Raw genomic sequence first — 17,425 nt, 5'->3', positions numbered from 1 at the left:
CTTCAGGCCTTCACGAGGTCGTAGGAAATCGGCAGGTCCACGTCGCCCTTCACGTGGCGGATCGGCCCCTCGGCATTCGGCCGGACGTCGAAATCGAAGATCTGGGTTGGCAGCCACAGCGTGGCGCAGGCGTTCGGAATATCGACCACGCCGCTGATATGCCCCTGCACGGGCGCACAGCCGAGCAGCGAATAGGCCTGCGAGCCCGAGTAACCGAACTTCTTCAGGTACTCGATCGCGTTCAGGCAGGCCTGCCGGTAGGCAACCGTCACGTCGAGGTAGTGCTGGCCCCCCGTTTCGTCGACCGAGATGCCCTCGAAGATCAGGTAGTCGTTGTAATTCGGCGTGATCGGGCTCGGCTGGAATACCGGGTTGCGGATGCCGTATTTCGCCATGCCGCCCTTGATCAGGTTCACACGCATGTGGACCCAGCCTGCCATCTCGATCGCGCCGCAGAAAGTGATCTCGCCGTCGCCCTGGCTGAAGTGCAGGTCGCCCACCGACAGGCCGGCGCCGTCCACATAGACCGGGAAGAACACCTTCGAGCCGCGCGACAGGTCCTTGATGTCGCAATTGCCGCCATGCTCGCGAGGCGGCACGGTGCGCGCGCCCTCGGCGGCGGCCCTGGCTTTCGCGTCGCCGCCGAGGCGCCCCATGTGCGCGGTGGCGGCGAACGGCGGGTTCGCCAGCGGCGGCACGCGCTCCGGGTCGGTGGCGATCAGGCTGGTCTCACGCTCGTTCCACGTTTCCAGCAGCTTCGGATCGGGCAGGCAGCCGATCAGGCCCGGGTGGATCAGGCCGGCGAAGTTCACGCCGGGGATATGGCGCGAGCTGGTGTACATGCCGTGGAAATCCCAGATCGACTTCTGCGCCGACGGGAAATGGTCGGTCAGGAAACCGCCGCCGTTGGTCTTCGAGAAGAAGCCGTTGAAGCCCCACTGGCTGTCCGGCTTCGCGCCGATGTCGAGCAGGTCGACCACCAGCAGGTCGCCCGGCTCGGCGCCCTTCACGCCCACCGGCCCCGACAGGAAGTGGACGATCGACAGGTCGATGTCGCGCACGTCGTCGGCGCTGTCGTCGTTCTTGATGAAGCCGCCGGTCCAGTCGTAGGTCTCGAGGATGAAGTCGTCGCCGGGACTGACCCAGCACGCCATCGGGATATCGGGGTGCCAGCGGTTGTGGACCTGTTCGTTCTCGTAGGCGGACTGGTTCAGGTCGACCTTGATCAGGGTATCGGTCATCTCGTGTGCTCCTCGCTTCGGCAATGTTGCGCAATGAATCGCGTGAATGGCGGCGCGGCCGCGTCGTCAGACGGACAGGTACTCGCGAATCCGGTCGGTATCGCCGGCCTCACGCGTGCTTTGGTGAACGAATCGGCCGCCCTCGATCACGAACAGCCGATCGGCAACCTCGAGCGCGAAGCTCAGCACCTGCTCGGACACCACGATCGCAATATCGCGCGAGGCGCGGATCTGGTTGAGCGCGCGGGCGATGTCCTTGATCACCGAGGGCTGGATGCCTTCGGTCGGCTCGTCGAGCAGCAGCACCTTCGGATCAGTGGCCAGCGCCCGTGCGATCGCAAGCTGCTGCTGCTGGCCGCCCGAAAGATTGCCGCCCTTGCGGCGCCGCATGTCGAACAGAACCGGGAACAGCGCATAAAGATCGTCGGGCACGGTCTGCGACCTGGCGTTCTCGAGGCCGGTACGAATGTTCTCCTCGACCGTCAGCGACGCGAATATCTGCCGTCCCTGGGGCACGTAGCCGATGCCGCGCGCGACGCGCCGGAAGCTCTCGTCTCTCGAGATATCGGCACCGCCCACCTTCACGCTGCCGCGGCTGGCCGGCAGCATGCCGATCAGCGCCTTGAACAGCGTGGTCTTGCCCATGCCGTTGCGGCCCATCACCGCCACGCTTTCGCGCTTGCCGACCGAAAACGCGATGCCGTGCAGCACCTCGCTCTGGCCGTAGCTGACAACGAGATCGTCGACTTCGAGCATGCTGGGTTCCTCCTGTTCAATGGCCGAGATAGACGTCGATCACGCGCGGGTCGGCCTGCACCTTGGCCATCGGCCCTTCGGCGAGGATCTTTCCCTGGTGCATCACGGTGACCTTGTGCGCGATCCGCTCGACGAAGGCCATGTCGTGCTCGATCACGATCATCGAGCGCTGCTGGCAGATGCGGCCCAGCAGTTCGGCCGTGATCTCGCGCTCCTTCACGCTCATGCCGGCGATCGGCTCGTCGAGCATCAGCAGTTCGGGGTCCTGCATCAGCAGCATGCCGATCTCGAGCCACTGCTTCTGGCCGTGCGAAAGCAGCCCCGCCTCCAGATCGAGCACGGCGGCCAGGCCGATTTCCTCGGCCACCGCCCGCACCCGGTCGCTCACCTCGGCGTCGCGCTTGAAGGCCAGCGCGCCGAACACGCCGCGCCCGCGCGGAAAGGACACCTCGAGATTCTGCGAGACCGACAGGTTCTCGTAGATCGAGGGCGTCTGGAACTTGCGGCCGATGCCCTTGCGCACGCGCCGGTACTCGGCGAGCTGGGTGATCTCCTCGTTGCGGAACTTGATGCTGCCGCCGGTTTCGCGGGTCTTGCCGCAGATCAGATCGAGCAAGGTGGTCTTGCCGGCGCCGTTCGGGCCGATCACCACGCGCAGCTCGCCGCGCTCGAGATAAAGATTGAGCGAATCGATCGCCTTGAAGCCGTCGAACGAGACGCTCAGGTCCTCGACCGCCAGCAGGAAGTCGGTATTGCTCATGCTCATGCCCCCCGTTGCGTGGTGTCGCCGAGCCAGCGGCGCAGGCGCGGCCGCAGGTGCGCCTCGTAGAGGCCGGCCAGACCGTCCGGGAAGGCCATCACCACGCCGATGAACATCGCGGCCATCAGGAACAGCCACAGATTCGGGAAGCTCTCCGAGAACCAGGTCTTGCCGAGGTTGACAAGGATCGTGCCGGCCACCGCGCCCACCACCGACATCCGCCCGCCCACCGCGGCATAGATCACCATCTCGATCGAGGGCACGATGCCGACGAAGGACGGCGACATGAAGCCGACCTGCAGCGTGAACATCGCGCCGCCGATCGCCGCCAGCATGGCCGCGACGCAGAACGCGAACACCTTGAACATCGCGACGTCGTAGCCCGAGAAGCGCACCCGATCCTCCTTGTCGCGCATCGCCAGCAGCAAGGTGCCGAGCTTGCCGCGCTGGATCCAGCGGCAGGCCAGCATCGCGCCGATCAGCAGCGCGGCGTTGATGAAATAGAGCACGTACTTGGCCGAGTTGCCCTGGATGTTCCAGCCCAGTAGGGTGCGCAGGTCCGTGATGCCGTTGACGCCGCCGGTATACCCCTGCTGGCCGACGATCAGCACCGAGAGAACCAGCGAGACGGCCTGCGTGATGATCGCGAAGTAGACGCCGCCCACGCGCCGCTTGAACATCGCGAAGCCGACCACGAAGGCCAGCAGCGTGGGCACCACCAGCACCGCGAGGATCGAGAACGGCAGCGAATGGAAAGGCTTCCACCAGAGCGGCAGCGCAGTCAGCTGGTTCCAATCCATGAAGTCGGGAATGCCCGGCGTGGTCTGCGTCCTGGTGGACACGGGATCGGACGATTCGAGCTTGAGGAACATCGCCATCGCGTAGCCGCCGAGGCCGAAGAACACGCCCTGCCCCAGGCTCAGGACGCCGCCGTAGCCCCAGGCGATCACCAGGCCCACCGCCACGAAGGCATAGGTCAGGTATTTGCCCATCAGGTTGAGTCGAAACGCGTCGAGCGCGAGCGGAAACACGACGACGATCACGATGGCCAGCAGCACGATACCGGCATAGCCGGAGGCATCGGCGCGGCGCGCCAGCGCGCGCCAGCCGCCGGGCCGGGTGCGGCCGGTGGGCGGCGCGACACCGTTGGCGACAGGTTGGATGGGGTCCATGATGGTTCTCCGGTCGGGAGGTCGGAATTCGGTTGAACGAGCCATGAAGCCGTGACGGCCGGCCTCAGGCGCGGCGCACTTTCGACGCGAACAGCCCTTGCGGGCGCAGCATCAGGATGATCACCACGGTCAGCAGGGTCAGCACGCGCGCGGTCGAGCCGGACAGGAAGAACTCGCTGATCGACTGCATCTGCGCGATGCCGAAGGCCGAGGCCACCGTGCCGAGCAGGCTGGCCGCGCCGCCGAAGGTCACCACCAGGAACGAGTCGACGATGTAGAGCGAGCCGCTGGTCGGCCCGGTCGAGCCGATCGCCGTGAAGGCGGCGCCGGCCACGCCGGCCACGCCACAGCCGATCGCGAAGGTCATGCGGTCGGTGAGTCGCGTATTGATGCCGGCGGCGTTGGCCATCGGCCGGTTGGCGACCGTGGCGCGGACCCGCAAGCCCCAGCGCGAGCGATACAGCGCGAGCAGCAGGCCGCCCGTCATGATCAGGGCGAGCCCCATCACGAACATGCCGCTGACGGGGATGTCGAGCCCCGGCGCGGGCTCCCACGAACCCATCAGCCAGTCGGGCAGCGCAGGGCTGACCTCCTTGGGGCCGAAGGTCGAGCGGAACACCTGCTGCATGCCCAGGCTCAGGCCCCAGGTCGCCAGCAGCGTGTCGAGCGGGCGCCGGTACAGATGGCGGATCAGCGCCCATTCGGCCAGCCAGCCGGCCGCGAAGGCGAGCAGGAAGGCGGCCACGATCGCCACGAAGAAATAGACCGGCGTGAAGCCGTGCCAGACGTTCTGCGCGAACCACGAGAACAGGTAGACCGTGTACGCGCCGATCGTCATGAATTCGCCGTGGGCCATGTTGATCACGCCCATCTGGCCGAAGATCACGGCCAGGCCGAGGCCCATCAGCAGCAGGACACTGAACAGGCTCAGGCCGGCGAAGCCCTGCATCAGCGTGATATTGAAAATGTCGGTAGCGGACATCGGGATCCTCCTCGTGCCGGCAGCCTGGGGCGGCCGCCAGCACGCTGGCTAAGGGCGACGAAACGGCGTGGCAAGAACGGGCAGCCCCGCGCTTACATGTAGCCCTTCGGGAACGGGTTCGGCTGGATCGGCTCGCTCGACTGCGCGACCACCTTGAACTGGCCGTCGGCCTGCCCTTCGCCGATCAGCGAACGGCTCCAGAGGTGGTGGTTCGCATCGACCTTCGCGTAACCCTGCGGCGCGTTCTTCAGCTCGATGTTGGCCGACGCGGCCACTACCTTGTCGACGTCGAAGCTGCCGGCGCGCTCGCAGGCTGCCTTCCAGATCCAGGGGCCGAGATAGGCGGCCTGGGTGACGTCGCCGATCACGGCCTTCTGGCCATAGCGCGCCTTGAACGCCTGCACGAAGGTCTTGTTGTTGTCGTTGGCGAGCGACTCGAAATACTTCATCGACGAATAGAAGCCCGCGAAATTCTCGCCGCCGATGCCGAGCACCTCGTCCTCGGTGACCGACAGGGTCAGCAGGAACTGCTTCTGAGGCGTGATGCCGGCCGCCTTCAACTGCTTGTAGAAAGCCACGTTCGAGCCACCGACCACGGTCGCGAAGATGCAGTCCGGCTTCGCCAGCTTGATCTTGTTCATCAACGAGTAGAAATCGGTCGTGCCCAGCGGGTAGTACTCCTCACCGGCTACCTTCGCATGCAGGTGTTGCTCGATATGACGGCGCGCAATCTTGTTCGAGGTGCGCGGCCAGATGTAGTCGGAGCCGACCAGGAAGAAGCTCTTGGCCTTCTTGGTGTTCGAGGCCCAGTCGAGCGCCCACAGAATCTGCTGGGTTGCTTCCTGGCCCGTGTAGAACACGTTCTTCGACTGTTCGAGCCCTTCGTAGAAGGTCGGGTAATACAGCAAGCCGTTGTCCTTCTCGAAGATCGGCAGCACCGCCTTGCGCGAGGCCGAGGTCCAGCAGCCGAACACGGCCGCCACGTGGTCGTTCTCGAGCAGCTTCTTGGATTTCTCGGCAAAGGTCGGCCAGTCCGAGGCACCGTCCTCCTGGATGATCTGGACCTTGCGACCCAGCACGCCGCCCATCGCATTGATCTGCTCGATCGCGAGCCGTTCGGCCTGGATCGATCCCGTCTCGGAGATCGCCATGGTGCCGGTGGCCGAGTGCAGCTGGCCGACCGTCACCGTGGTGTCCGTGACCGCGAGCCTGGTGGTATTGACCTTCGCCGTCGGCGGGGTCTGCGCGTGGGCGCCGCGAGGCAGGCCCAGCGCCATCAGCGGCGCGGCGGCAAGGCTGCCGATCAGGCGCCGGCGCAGCACAGACGGGGCTTCGTCATCGTATCGATCGTCCATGGACATCCCATTCTCCTTGTCGGTTCGGTCCGCCGGAGCAGGTGGCCGGCGTGTGAGGCGGAATGTAGGAAGCCAAATAAACGACTGAAATACGTCGATTGACGTATATCCCGACGCGCGCCTGGAATGTAACTTGCGTGACGCATCCCACCCGCCATCCGCGCCCCAACCTGGATCACCCGACATGGCCCCGATGCACCAGTCCGTCGCTCCCGAGCCCGATGCACGAGCCGACGGGCGACCTATCGTCACCCAACGCATCGTCAAGGTGCGCCGCGACTACAACGCCTGGGTCGGCGACGAAACGCTCGAGGACTATGCGCTGCGTTACGCGCCCACCTCGTTTCGCCGCTGGTCCGAATTCCGGGTCGCGAACACCGCGATCGGTGCGGTCTCGTTCCTGGTGCTCGAGGCGATCGGCGGCAGCCTGGTGGTCGACTACGGCTTCACCAACGCGGTCTGCGCGATCGCGGCCGTCTCGGTGCTGATCTGGATGACGAGCCTGCCGATCAGCTATTACGCCGCGCGACACGGCGTCGACATGGACCTGCTCACGCGCGGCGCCGGCTTCGGCTATATCGGCTCGACCGTCACCTCGCTGCTCTACGCGAGCTTCACCTTCATCTTCTTCGCGCTGGAAGCGGCGATCATGTCGCTCGCGCTGCAACTGATGTTTCCGATCTCGATCGGCGTCGCCTACGTGATCAGCTCGCTGGTGGTGATTCCGATCGTGATGTTCGGCATCACGCTGATCAATCGCCTGCAGAGCTGGACCCAGCCGCTATGGCTGGTGCTGTTCGTGCTGCCCTACGGCGCGGTGCTCTGGCACCACCCCGCGCTGTTGCGGGAATGGACCACCTTCGCCGGCTTCGCGCCCGAGGGCCGCGCGTTCAGCGTGATCGCGTTCGGGCAAGCCGCGACCGTGGTGTTCGCGCTGATCGTGCAGGTCGGCGAGCAGGTCGACTACCTGCGTTTCCTGCCGCCGCTGACCGCGCGCAACCGCCGGCGCTGGTGGATCGCACTGCTCGCGGCGGGGCCCGGCTGGATCGTGCCCGGCGCGCTGAAGATGCTGGGCGGCGCGTTGCTCGCCTTCATCGCGATCCAGCACGAGATCGGCGTCACGCAGGCCGCCCAGCCGACCCAGATGTACCTGGTCGCCTACCATCTGCTGCTCGACCCGCTCGGGCTCGCCACCTGGGCGCTGCCGGCCACCGTGCTGTTCGTGATCGTCTCGCAGCTCAAGATCAACGTGACCAACGCCTATGCCGGCTCGCTGGCCTGGTCGAACTTCTTCGCGCGGCTCACGCACAGCCATCCGGGGCGCGTGGTGTGGCTGGTGTTCAACGTGCTGATCGCGCTACTGCTGGTCGAGATAGGCGTGTTCGAGGCGATCGGCAAGGTGCTGTCGATGTACGCGAACGTGGCGATCGCCTGGGTCGGCGCGCTGTTCGCCGACCTCGTGGTCAACAAGCCGCTCGGCTACAGCCCGCGCGATATCGAGTTCAAGCGCGCCCATCTGTACGACATCAACCCGGTCGGCGTGGGCGCGATGACGATCGCCACCGTGGTGGCCATGCTCGCGCACGGTGGCGCATTCGGCGAGCTGGCGCGCGCCATGTCGCCCTTCATCGCGCTCGGCGTCGCCTTCGTCGCCGCGCCGGCCATCGCGATCGCCACGCGCGGCCGCTACTACCTCGCCCGGCAGGCCGAACCCGAGCCATTAGCCGGCTTGCGGCGCTGCGCGATCTGCGAGAACGAATTCGAGCATGACGACACGGCCTACTGCCCCGCCTACGGCGGCACCATCTGCTCGCTCTGCTGCTCGCTCGATTCGCGCTGCAACGACCGCTGCAAGCCGCACGCGCGGATCGGCGCGCAACTCGAGCGCGTCCTGCACCGGCTGTTCCCGAATGCGCGGCTCGGCGCCACCGGCGTGCGTCTGGCTCACTACCTCAGCCTGGTGGTGGTGATCTCCCTGCTGCTTGCCACCGTGCTCTACCTGATCTGGTCGCAGAGCGCCGATTCGCTGGCCGCGCCCGGCTCCGCAGCCTGGCACGAGGTTGCCAACGGTTACGTCAAAGTGTTCGTCGTGCTCTCGCTGATCGGCTGCATCGCCGCCTGGTGGCCGGTGCTCGAGCGCGAGAACCGGCGCGTCACGCAGGAGGAATCGCAGCGCCAGACCGAGCTGCTGATGCACGAGATCGACGCGCATCAGAAAACCGATGCCGCGCTCAAGCGCGCGCGGGCCGCGGCCGAATCCGCCAACAACGCGAAAAGTCGCTACGTGACCGGCCTCAGCCACGAGCTGCGCACGCCGCTCAACAGCATCCTCGGCTACGCGCAGTTGATGCTGCAGGCGCGCGAAGATGTCCCGCCCGCGCGGCTCAACGCGATCCGCACCATCCATCGCAGCGGCGAGCACCTGCTCGCGCTGGTCGACGGCCTGCTCGACGTCGCGCGCATCGAGGCCGGCAAGCTGCAACTGAACGTCACGCCGATCGCGCTGCCCGATTTCCTCGCGCAGATGACCTCGATGCTGAGGCCGCAGGCGGTCGAGAAAGCACTCGACTTCGTCGTCCAGCCGGCTGCGCGGCTGCCTCCCACCGTCAAATCGGACCAGAAGTGCTTGAGTCAGATCCTGACCAACCTGATCGGCAACGCGATCCGCTTCACGCAGGCCGGCGGCGTGACGCTGCGCGTCGGCCACACGCTCGACACGCTGACGTTCGAGGTTATCGATACCGGGCCCGGGATCGCACCTGAGGACATGGAGCGGCTGTTCCTGCCCTTCGAGCGCGGCGTCACAGCCAGCGCGAACGATCACGGCGCGGGGCTCGGCCTGACGATCTGCAAGCTGCTCACGCATGCGCTCGGTGGCAGCCTCGAGGTCGACAGCGAGCTTGGGCGCGGCACGCGCTTCGTGGTGAAGGTGTTCGCGCCGGCGGTGCACACGGCGGTGCCGGCGCGCACCGAACTGGCCGATATCGCCGGCTATCGCGGGCCGCGCCGTACCCTGCTGATCGTCGACGACCTGCCCGACCAGCGTGCCATCGTGGCGCAGATGCTCGCGCCGCTCGGTTTCGACATCGTCGAGACCGACAGCGGGATCGGCGCGCTGCGCTGGCTCGGCACGCAAGCGGCCGACGCCATCCTGATGGATATCTCGATGCCGGTCATGGACGGTTACGAGACCGGCCGGCTGATCCGCGAGCGACGCATCTCGGACGCGCCGATCATGCTGCTGTCGGCCAATGCCTTCGCCGACGATCGCGAGCGTGCGATCGCGATCGGCTGCGACGACTACCTCGTGAAGCCGGTGCAGGTGCCGGTACTGCTCGACAAGCTGGCAGCCCTGCTGAAGCTCGAATGGGTCATGACGGACGACGCGCGGACCGACCCGCAGACGGGGGCACCCGATTCATTGACGGCAACGCATGCGGACGACGTAGCGTTCGGCGTTGCCACGACGCAGGGGACTGCGATGCAAGCGGCTGTGTCGCCCTCGGCCGCCACGCATGCGGTCGCGGCCACGCCCGCTCCGGCGGCCCCGGTTGCGTCGCCGGTCCTGCCGCGCTCGACGCACGCGCAACTGAGGGCCTTGCTCGACGTCGGTTACGTACAGGGCTTGATCGAAGCGCTCGACATCGCTGTCGCGCGCCATCCCGGCCTGGCGCCGGCGCTGGCAGCGCTACGCGAACGAGCCGAGCTATTTCAACTGAAGGAGTTCGAGCATGAGCTTGACCGTCTCCCGCTCGGCGCCGATGACTGAATCGATGCGCGCGATCCCCGAAGCCGCGCTGCCCGGCGTGCTCGGGAATCGGTCCGTGGTGCTGATCGTCGACGATACGCCCGACAACCTTGCTCTGCTGTCCGACATGCTGCGCGCCGACGGTTATGCCGTGCTGGTGGCGCTCAGCGGTGACGATGCGCTGAAATGCCTGGCGCGCGTGACGCCCGACGTGGTGCTGCTCGATGCGATGATGCCCGGGCTCGACGGCTTCGAGACCTGCCGGCGGATCAAGCTCGACCGGCGGCACGAGCATCTGCCGGTGATCTTCATGACGGCGCTCGCCGAAAGCGAGCACGTGGTGCAGGGATTTCGCGTCGGCGGCATCGACTACGTGACCAAGCCCGTGCGGCCCGAAGAAGTGTGCGCGCGAATCGCCGCACACGTGCAGCGCTCGCGTGCGCAGCGTTATGCCGATACGGTGCTCGGGCTCGATGCGCGCGCGGCCGTGATCGTCGACGGCGCGGCGGCGATCCGCTGGCAGAGCGCGCAGGCCGCGTCGCGGCTCGCCAGCTACGATGAGCCCGGCCACGACGCGGGCCTGTCGATCGCGCGCGCGATACTGCCGCCGCCGCTGACGCGCTGGTTCATGGAATGGCTCGAGCAGGGCTGCCCCGAGGATGCCGTGTATGAAACGGCCGATAGCGGCGTGCGCCGCTCCGCGCGCGTGAGCGGCACGCCCGATCAGGGCGAATGGGTGATCGTGCTCGAAGCCTCCGACGACGACGCGCAGGTTGCCACGCTGATCGGGCGCTTTGGATTGACCACGCGTGAGGCCGAGGTGCTGCTGTGGGTCTCGCGAGGCAAGACCAACCGCGATATCGGCGACATCCTCGACATGGCGCCGCGCACCGTCAACAAGCACCTCGAACACCTGTTCCGCAAGCTGCATCTCGAGACGCGCTCGGCCGCGGCGGCACTGGCGTTGAAGGCACTCGGACGCGGGTAAGACGCGCTGTGCCGTAGCTTGCGACGGGATTTGAGCCAGCCTTGTTCACCGGCGCTCGACAATCCGCATCGGTATTCCCATCGTCGTACAGTGCAGCCGAAAGCCAGGAACGATGCCCTGGCGGGGCATCATGCCGTTCGATACAGGACAGTCCAGATCCGTTCAGCCGGACTACCTACAAACTGCCGGTGCATGACGACACCACATCGCTGACAGCGATAGTGCTCGATTGCCACTGTCCCGTCACACGCGCCGATTCCAATCAGTGTCATTCCACTGTCGTTGGACCGGTCGGCGGGATGACCTTGAAGGCTCACGCACGCACTACAGAGTTCCACCATGTTTCGCATCCGGCTTGTGATAAACGAACCAGTTGGAAAAGCAACAAGCAGGCAGTCCGGACGCCGGTTACCTCTACGTTTGAATGACTCACCTTTCGAGAGCCAACCTACCGCATCCCGTCCCAACCTGCGGTCATCGAATCGTAGCGTCGTAGCTTGGTATGGCTTGCTCGTACCGAGGGCGCCTGTCACAAATTTGTAATACAAGAACGTGGAACTACGCGAGCGTCTGGTGTCATGACATTACCGGATCACGAATCACCATGCACTGGAATCATATCATTTTCCCGTTCCCGACCGGGAAGATCACGAAAACATCGAAGACGACAAGATTGGTTGAATTACAAGGATTATTCATCCACAAAACTCATCCAATTTATGTGATTGTGAAATTCTTTTTTGCGTACCATTTGATTTCAAGAAAAAAATACATGATTGATCACAATAGCGCGCACCACCTATGACATATTTAATTACAATCTAAAAACGATGAAATAGGTGTCATTTCTGACAAATAATTAGACTTAAATTACTAAAGATTTTGAGCAATACTATTGCCCTCCGGATAATGCACCGAATCCAAGAAATTCCATGCACACCGAGCCTGGGTTCTGGCATATGTCATCCTCGGATCGCCAGAACTCTTTAGCCGATCATTCTTTGATCGGCTTTTTTTTGGTTCTTCGTGGATTTCCGTGGACGTCGCTTGCCGACCCTGAACTGCCCTTCGAGCGGGCGCAGTTCCACCGGCTGGTTCCAAAGGAACTATGACCATTTCGGTTAATTGTGGGGTACTGTATGGCACCTCCGCGAATGACTGATTCCGTAGAAACACTCTGCTAGTGCCCGCCCCGACGGGGGCGACCCGGCCGGCGTTCACGGCCGTCCGTTAGGCGCACATGAGACGGTTGGACAATTTTTGCCGCCGCGCGAAAACGAACAAGCTGAGCCCGTTGGGGGAAGTGCTATGCCGAAGCGCTTCACGGACCGGCCCGACCGTGATCGAGACACTCAGGATTCGTCACTCGAGCGCCGTTGCCTGTGGCAACGTACCAGGACCGGCCGCATCTGTGACACAACACGTCCGCCTTCAACTTTCCCTTCGCATTGAGTTCGAAAATAACCTATGCTGCCTAGACGGGGCGACAGCTTTCATCCGATCGTCTTGAAGACAACGCTGATAAAAAATGATCCTCCGTCCACGAATGCCCGTGATCGCGTTGCTTGCCTCCACTGGCTTCACCTTGACTCCGGCCCTCGCACAAAGCGAGGACGGCCCCCACATTGCCATGCAGATCTGTGCCGGCTGCCATGGTGTAGGCGGGCGTAGCGTATCGCCGATGTTTCCGAAGCTCAATGCGCAGACCCCCGAATACATCGAAGCGCAATTGAAGGGATTCCGCGACCACGCGCGCGGCGAAAACACTGCCCGCGATTACATGTGGGGCATGGCCGCACTGCTGGACGCCGCCGCCGTCAAATCGCTGGCCGACTATTTCTCGCACCAGCCGGCAACGCGAGGCGCGACTGGAGATGCCGCCTTGACGGCCAAGGGGCAGAAAATCTTCGAACGCGGCGTGCCGGATAAGGGCGTGCCAGCTTGCGCAACATGTCATGGCGCGGAGGCTCAGGGGGCCGGCGCATTCCCGCGGCTGGCCGGGCAACACAAGGAGTATCTATTACATCAGATCGAGGTTTTCAAAAACGGTACGCGTGGCAATGCGCCTGTGATGAGCGCAGTGGCGCACACTTTGGATGACGAACAGGCCAAAGCCGTTTCTGTCTATCTGCAATCAAAATGAAATGCCGATCGCATAGCGCGTCGGCGGACTTTGAATAATCTATTTCGTATGCCTGATAATTGTGATCAATGCGCAGTTGCCACGGCACCGGGAGATTCACTCATCGCTAATTGACTCGCCTTCGCTACCGATTACTCTAATGAAGAGCGAGATGCGGTGCGACACTGCAGAGGGAGAAACGACCATGACGTCCGCTCTTGCCCGCGATCGAATATCCTGCTGTCTGTTTCGCCGCGCCTGGATTGTTGTACTGGCGGTGCTTTGCCTGCACCAGGCCATTGCCCATATTCGCACGTCAAACAGGGCAAAGCTGCGTGGCGTGTCACGCCGGCGGGCAATTTCCTGAACTGACTCCCTACGGGCGCTGGTTCAAGTTAAGTGGCTATACCCTCGGCGAGCGCAGTGCGGGTGATCCGGCCCACCCACAGATCTATCTGCGCGGGTACAACCCGTACGCACGAATCGCCTTTACCCACGACTGGCACGCCGCACAGCACGAAACGATATGGCTTTGACGATAGCAGGACAAGTGTCAGCGTCAAGCAGCACTTGCATGGGGTGAGCTGCATAGCGCTCCCCGCTGATTCGAGCACAAAGGTCCGCTATCCGGTGCGGATTCAACATTCGAATGTCCGTTGGAAAAGTAGGGGGCAATGGCGGGAGTTGGCTGAATGCCGACGGCCCTCCCCGCGTTCCCCGGTAATCTGCGATGAACCTTTTTTTGCTGGTCCGACACCAAGCACTTATCTGCCGGCTCAAGTTTCGATTGAGCCAGTCATCAAGCGTCGTGCGCTTATAGATATCGCGACGAGGGGAGCTTCTTCCTCGAAATCCGCGAGTCAGGCTTCGTACACAAAAATGTTATCCTTCCCGTCATAAAGAAGCAGCCGAACAAGAAAAAGGCCACTTCGCCCAACCGATACGCGGCACCCGAACCGCTCCTCCCCACATCCGTTCCCGTTGCCCGGCACGCCGGGTATCCGCACGTCAGCCAGCCGATTCACCACCGATCACGCCGGCCGCACGATGCACCGTCACTTTCCTACGGAGACGCGATGACATCTCGAATCGACCGACGAGCCTTCCTGATGTACAGCGCATGCAGTGCGGTGCTGCCACTTCTCGCCGCCTGCGGCGACGACAGCGGCACGCAACCGGCCCGATCACGCGCCATCGCATCGGGTGTCGGGGGAAATGCCGCCCTGCCTATCCATGCTTTCGACGAAAACGACTTGCTGGTTCCCGGTTTCAAAATGAAGCTCGGTGAAATCAAGACGCAAATCGAGCAATACCAGTCGGCGGCGATCGCGATCGCGGATGTCGTCGATTCGGCGTTGTCGGCCAATACGCTACCGGGACTCATCGCCTTCGGCGAGGTCACGATCAAGGCGCTCGCATCGTTCATTCCGGCCGTCGGGCCGATCGTCGGCGAAGTATTCAACCTGCTGTTCAATCACCTGAATACGCTGTTCGAGCGCGGGCCGGATGAAGAAACAGTAATCCGGCGTATTGCGACAGACGAGATTTCGAAAAACAACGTCGAGATCATGCGTCGGACGCTGGCCGGCATCAACGACGACCTGCACTTCCTCGCCGAATTCGTGCGAACGAATGCGCCGCCGTACTCGAGATCGATGGCAGACAGCATTGCCGCCAAGTTCGTGGCGTTCTGGAGCGGCTGCACCATGCTGACGCCGATGTTCCTGATCAAGGGGTCCGAATACCAGGGACTGACAATGCATGCGCTCGCCTGCAGCGCGCAGTTGTCGATGTATGGCGTGTACCTGTCGATGCGTCGCGAACTCGGTCTCGCGCCCGACACGATCGCCGCGACACTGAACGAGATGCGCGAGAAGATCTACAAGTACCAGAACGACATGCGGAAAGTGCTCGCCGATCATTTGAGCTCGCTTTCCGATCCGGCGAAAAAGAACGACTACGTCCGCAATTTCTATACGCTCGGTTACGCGAAGTTTCTCGAATCGGCGAAGACCTACTTCACGGCATCGCACGAAGCGAAAATCGACTTCCGTAACTCGATGGAGATCTATACGAACGACGTCGTGCGAAGCACGGCCGATGCGACGCTCGTGTCGCGCACGTCGTACGTGACGGACCTGCTCGCAATTTGCCATTGCGGCTACGGCGGCGATCCTAGCGTCGTCCGACTGAATCAGACCTTCGTCGATGGCGCCGGCCGGCCGACACACATCGACACGCAAGGTTGCACCGGCGACTTCGATGGCGTGTCGGGCGGCCTGGCCACGATTCAGCGCTCGTTCGCCGCGAATCAATCGAAGGGAGAGTTGACGGATGGCCGCAACTGCATCTGGAAGGCGGCCGTCCGAGGTGCGATCGTCAGTCGTGACGAAGACCAGATCCTGTATGCGCTGCAAATGCAGGACGGCACCGGCGCCCGCTATTCGGCTGCAACCGACGGATACGGCAACGTAGTCGATCTGGTCGACAATCCGGGCTACATACAGTCGTACTCGCCCGACAACGCGGCGAAGCTCGAGCCGGGTTATTTCGTCTCGGCGTTCCTGAGCAATCCGGGCACCTATTCCGGCAAGACCTGCCGCGAGGATTCGAGCCGCGGGGTTCCGTACGCCGGCATGGCACTACGCCACTACTCGTCTGCATCGCAGCTCGCGGAATTGCTCAACGCCGACGTCGGTCTCGAACTCGATCTGACATGTGGTTACAGCACCGTTGATTCAACGACGCTTGGTGCGCCGACAGCCTATCCGGACGTGATGATCGGCAAGTCGATCCTGGTCGGCAAGCACCTGACGTTCGTCGTGACGAATCGAACCGCCGCACCGATCACCTGCCGTCTCATCCCGCTTCTGGCAGACGTCAGGACGACCTCGGACACGTTCGTCAATCTGACGCTCCTCGCGCACGACAAGCAACGCACGCTCGCTTCGGCCACGCTTGCCGCGCACGACAGCGGACCTGCGCTGCTTGGCGAGGACGGCCAGGCGTTCTTCTATTACGAGACGACTGACGTCTTTCCGTTCTCACCCGGCACAAACTACGTGCAAATCGCACGCAACGCCGATCTCGGCGAAAACGCATTTCGCTTCGCTAGCTTGCTCGTCGTGCCGACGCGAACATGAGCCGGCGACGCGCATATCGGGCGCCCCGGCACGCCAGTCATCGTGGCGAGAGCGCCAGACACGCGAGCGTCGACGTCGCACACGAGCTGTCCGGCACTCGCGCGAATGGTAAGCCCCTCGCGACGACCGTTCGCCACGCAACCCAGCCGGAAATCTCCACTTCTGATCGTGACTCATTCCTTCCGAGGTAATCTAGCCGCACTGGCATTTGTTTATACATACTGGACCCGACATGCGGGCCAACCGTAAAGCGTGTGGTCCGCGTCGGCATTGCGGTCGAAAAATCGGATTCGTCCCATTGGTCGCGTCCCTGCCTTAATCGCGCCGTGCCAATGTCATTTTCGAGTTTGACGAAACGGCAGAGATCGAGCAAAGCCTGCCGGCCCAACGCGGCAGCCCGGCCGGGTGGCGGAAAGGCCGCCCAACCGATCCGCTTCGGCGGCAGTGGCATCAAGCAGTGCAATGCGCGGCTTCTCGCCGCGAGCCTCATCCGGGCGTGAAGTCGCGTCCGGTCGCCGCATCACTTTTGTCCCACTTCCGATTATTCTCGAATGAAAGAATTGGTGAACACACAACTGGCAACGGAACAGCCGAGCGCCCTGGCTGTACTCGAAAAACTCGCCGCCAAGCAAGGCATCACGCTCGGAAACCTGTCGTCCGGCGACATGTCCGTCATACTGGCGCTGGCATCCGTCTGCATCGAGGCGAACACGCCGCTCGCCGAGCCGGCCGTCAATCAGGCGCTCAAGCAATGGCTCGGCGAAGCCGGCTCGATGCTGCGCATCGATCATGTCGAATTGAGGCGCACGCTGATCGATCTGCGCTACTGGCAACGCGATGGCTTTGGGCGAAGCTACGAACGCCGGCCGCTGCCGGGCGATCACCCGGCGCACGACGCCGTCGCGGCGCTGGAGTCGATCGACGTCGCGCGCTTCGTGGCCGACGCACGCACTCGACACGAGACCCTGCGCGCTGAACGCATGGCGGCACACGCACGGAAAAACCACGCGGACAACTGACCGGCCGCACATGTGCGTGCCCCGGGATGCGACGCCGGCTCGCGCTCCATTCCGATCGACGCAAATTGATTCAACGATCCGCGCCGGCGCGCGTGACGCGCAGACATCGAGATAGAGACGTGCGATGCGCGGATTCCGA

The 17,425-nt window shown here is 63.5% G+C and carries 11 protein-coding genes; 5 read left to right on the top strand and 6 right to left on the bottom strand.

Annotated elements, in window-relative coordinates:
• Positions 1–2 precede the first annotated feature (2 nt).
• From fmdA to urtA, 6 genes are all read right to left on the bottom strand, one after another.
• Positions 3–1,241, bottom strand: coding sequence for a formamidase (fmdA, locus tag BFF94_RS17110; RefSeq protein ID WP_128847965.1), 1,239 nt, complete (start codon positions 1,239–1,241; stop codon positions 3–5).
• A gap of 66 nt (positions 1,242–1,307) precedes the next feature.
• A complete protein-coding gene (gene urtE / locus BFF94_RS17105) occupies positions 1,308–1,997 on the bottom strand; it encodes an urea ABC transporter ATP-binding subunit UrtE (RefSeq protein WP_128847963.1) in 690 nt (229 codons plus the stop codon).
• Positions 1,998–2,013: 16 nt separating this feature from the next.
• Positions 2,014–2,757 carry an urea ABC transporter ATP-binding protein UrtD gene (gene urtD, locus BFF94_RS17100; RefSeq protein ID WP_128847961.1) on the bottom strand — a complete coding sequence of 248 codons (744 nt, stop codon included), beginning with the start codon at positions 2,755–2,757 and terminating at the stop codon, positions 2,014–2,016.
• A gap of 2 nt (positions 2,758–2,759) precedes the next feature.
• Positions 2,760–3,929 (bottom strand): urea ABC transporter permease subunit UrtC, encoded by a 1,170-nt coding sequence (gene urtC / locus BFF94_RS17095; RefSeq protein WP_128847958.1) that lies wholly within the window; start codon positions 3,927–3,929, stop codon positions 2,760–2,762.
• Between the two features lie 64 nt (positions 3,930–3,993).
• Positions 3,994–4,911 (bottom strand): urea ABC transporter permease subunit UrtB, encoded by a 918-nt coding sequence (gene urtB, locus BFF94_RS17090; protein ID WP_128847956.1) that lies wholly within the window; start codon positions 4,909–4,911, stop codon positions 3,994–3,996.
• A 92-nt stretch (positions 4,912–5,003) separates the two neighbouring features.
• Entirely contained in the window at positions 5,004–6,272 is a 1,269-nt protein-coding gene (gene urtA, locus BFF94_RS17085) for an urea ABC transporter substrate-binding protein (protein WP_128847953.1), read from the bottom strand.
• Positions 6,273–6,459: 187 nt separating this feature from the next.
• On the opposite strand from urtA, the gene BFF94_RS17080 reads away from it, so the two are divergent.
• The 5 genes from BFF94_RS17080 (at position 6,460) to BFF94_RS17060 (ending at position 17,286) form a co-directional block, all read left to right on the top strand.
• Positions 6,460–10,035: a hybrid sensor histidine kinase/response regulator gene (locus BFF94_RS17080; protein WP_246637358.1), complete on the top strand. Its 3,576-nt coding sequence runs from the start codon at positions 6,460–6,462 to the stop codon at positions 10,033–10,035.
• A gap of 4 nt (positions 10,036–10,039) precedes the next feature.
• On the top strand, positions 10,040–11,002 hold the full coding sequence (locus BFF94_RS17075; RefSeq protein WP_246637357.1) for a response regulator transcription factor: 963 nt from the start codon (positions 10,040–10,042) through the stop codon (positions 11,000–11,002).
• Between the two features lie 1,546 nt (positions 11,003–12,548).
• Positions 12,549–13,145, top strand: a complete 597-nt coding sequence (locus BFF94_RS17070; RefSeq protein WP_128847948.1) for a c-type cytochrome — start codon at positions 12,549–12,551, stop codon at positions 13,143–13,145.
• A gap of 1,253 nt (positions 13,146–14,398) precedes the next feature.
• Complete coding sequence (locus BFF94_RS17065) at positions 14,399–16,267, top strand: insecticidal delta-endotoxin domain-containing protein (RefSeq protein WP_158062087.1); 1,869 nt, start codon at positions 14,399–14,401, stop codon at positions 16,265–16,267.
• Positions 16,268–16,818: 551 nt separating this feature from the next.
• A complete protein-coding gene (locus BFF94_RS17060) occupies positions 16,819–17,286 on the top strand; it encodes a DUF2087 domain-containing protein (RefSeq protein ID WP_128847944.1) in 468 nt (155 codons plus the stop codon).
• The last annotated feature ends 139 nt before the right edge of the window (positions 17,287–17,425 follow it).

Source organism: Burkholderia catarinensis (genome assembly GCF_001883705.2).
GTDB classification, from domain to species: Bacteria; Pseudomonadota; Gammaproteobacteria; order Burkholderiales; family Burkholderiaceae; genus Burkholderia; species Burkholderia catarinensis.
Note: the sequence above shows the minus strand (reverse complement) of the source record. Positions and strands in the feature narration are given on the sequence as shown.

Excerpts from the sequence above, each read along its gene's own strand:
- urtC (WP_128847958.1), bottom strand. The coding sequence starts at position 3,929 with ATGGACCCCATCCAACCTGTCGCCAACGGTGTCGCGCCGCCCACCGGC.
- BFF94_RS17075 (WP_246637357.1), top strand. The coding sequence starts at position 10,040 with ATGCGCGCGATCCCCGAAGCCGCGCTGCCCGGCGTGCTCGGGAATCGG.
- urtB (WP_128847956.1), bottom strand. The coding sequence starts at position 4,911 with ATGTCCGCTACCGACATTTTCAATATCACGCTGATGCAGGGCTTCGCC.
- BFF94_RS17080 (WP_246637358.1), top strand. The coding sequence starts at position 6,460 with ATGCACCAGTCCGTCGCTCCCGAGCCCGATGCACGAGCCGACGGGCGA.
- BFF94_RS17060 (WP_128847944.1), top strand. The coding sequence starts at position 16,819 with ATGAAAGAATTGGTGAACACACAACTGGCAACGGAACAGCCGAGCGCC.
- urtD (WP_128847961.1), bottom strand. The coding sequence starts at position 2,757 with ATGAGCAATACCGACTTCCTGCTGGCGGTCGAGGACCTGAGCGTCTCG.
- urtE (WP_128847963.1), bottom strand. The coding sequence starts at position 1,997 with ATGCTCGAAGTCGACGATCTCGTTGTCAGCTACGGCCAGAGCGAGGTG.
- BFF94_RS17070 (WP_128847948.1), top strand. The coding sequence starts at position 12,549 with ATGCCCGTGATCGCGTTGCTTGCCTCCACTGGCTTCACCTTGACTCCG.
- fmdA (WP_128847965.1), bottom strand. The coding sequence starts at position 1,241 with ATGACCGATACCCTGATCAAGGTCGACCTGAACCAGTCCGCCTACGAG.
- urtA (WP_128847953.1), bottom strand. The coding sequence starts at position 6,272 with ATGTCCATGGACGATCGATACGATGACGAAGCCCCGTCTGTGCTGCGC.
- BFF94_RS17065 (WP_158062087.1), top strand. The coding sequence starts at position 14,399 with ATGAAGCTCGGTGAAATCAAGACGCAAATCGAGCAATACCAGTCGGCG.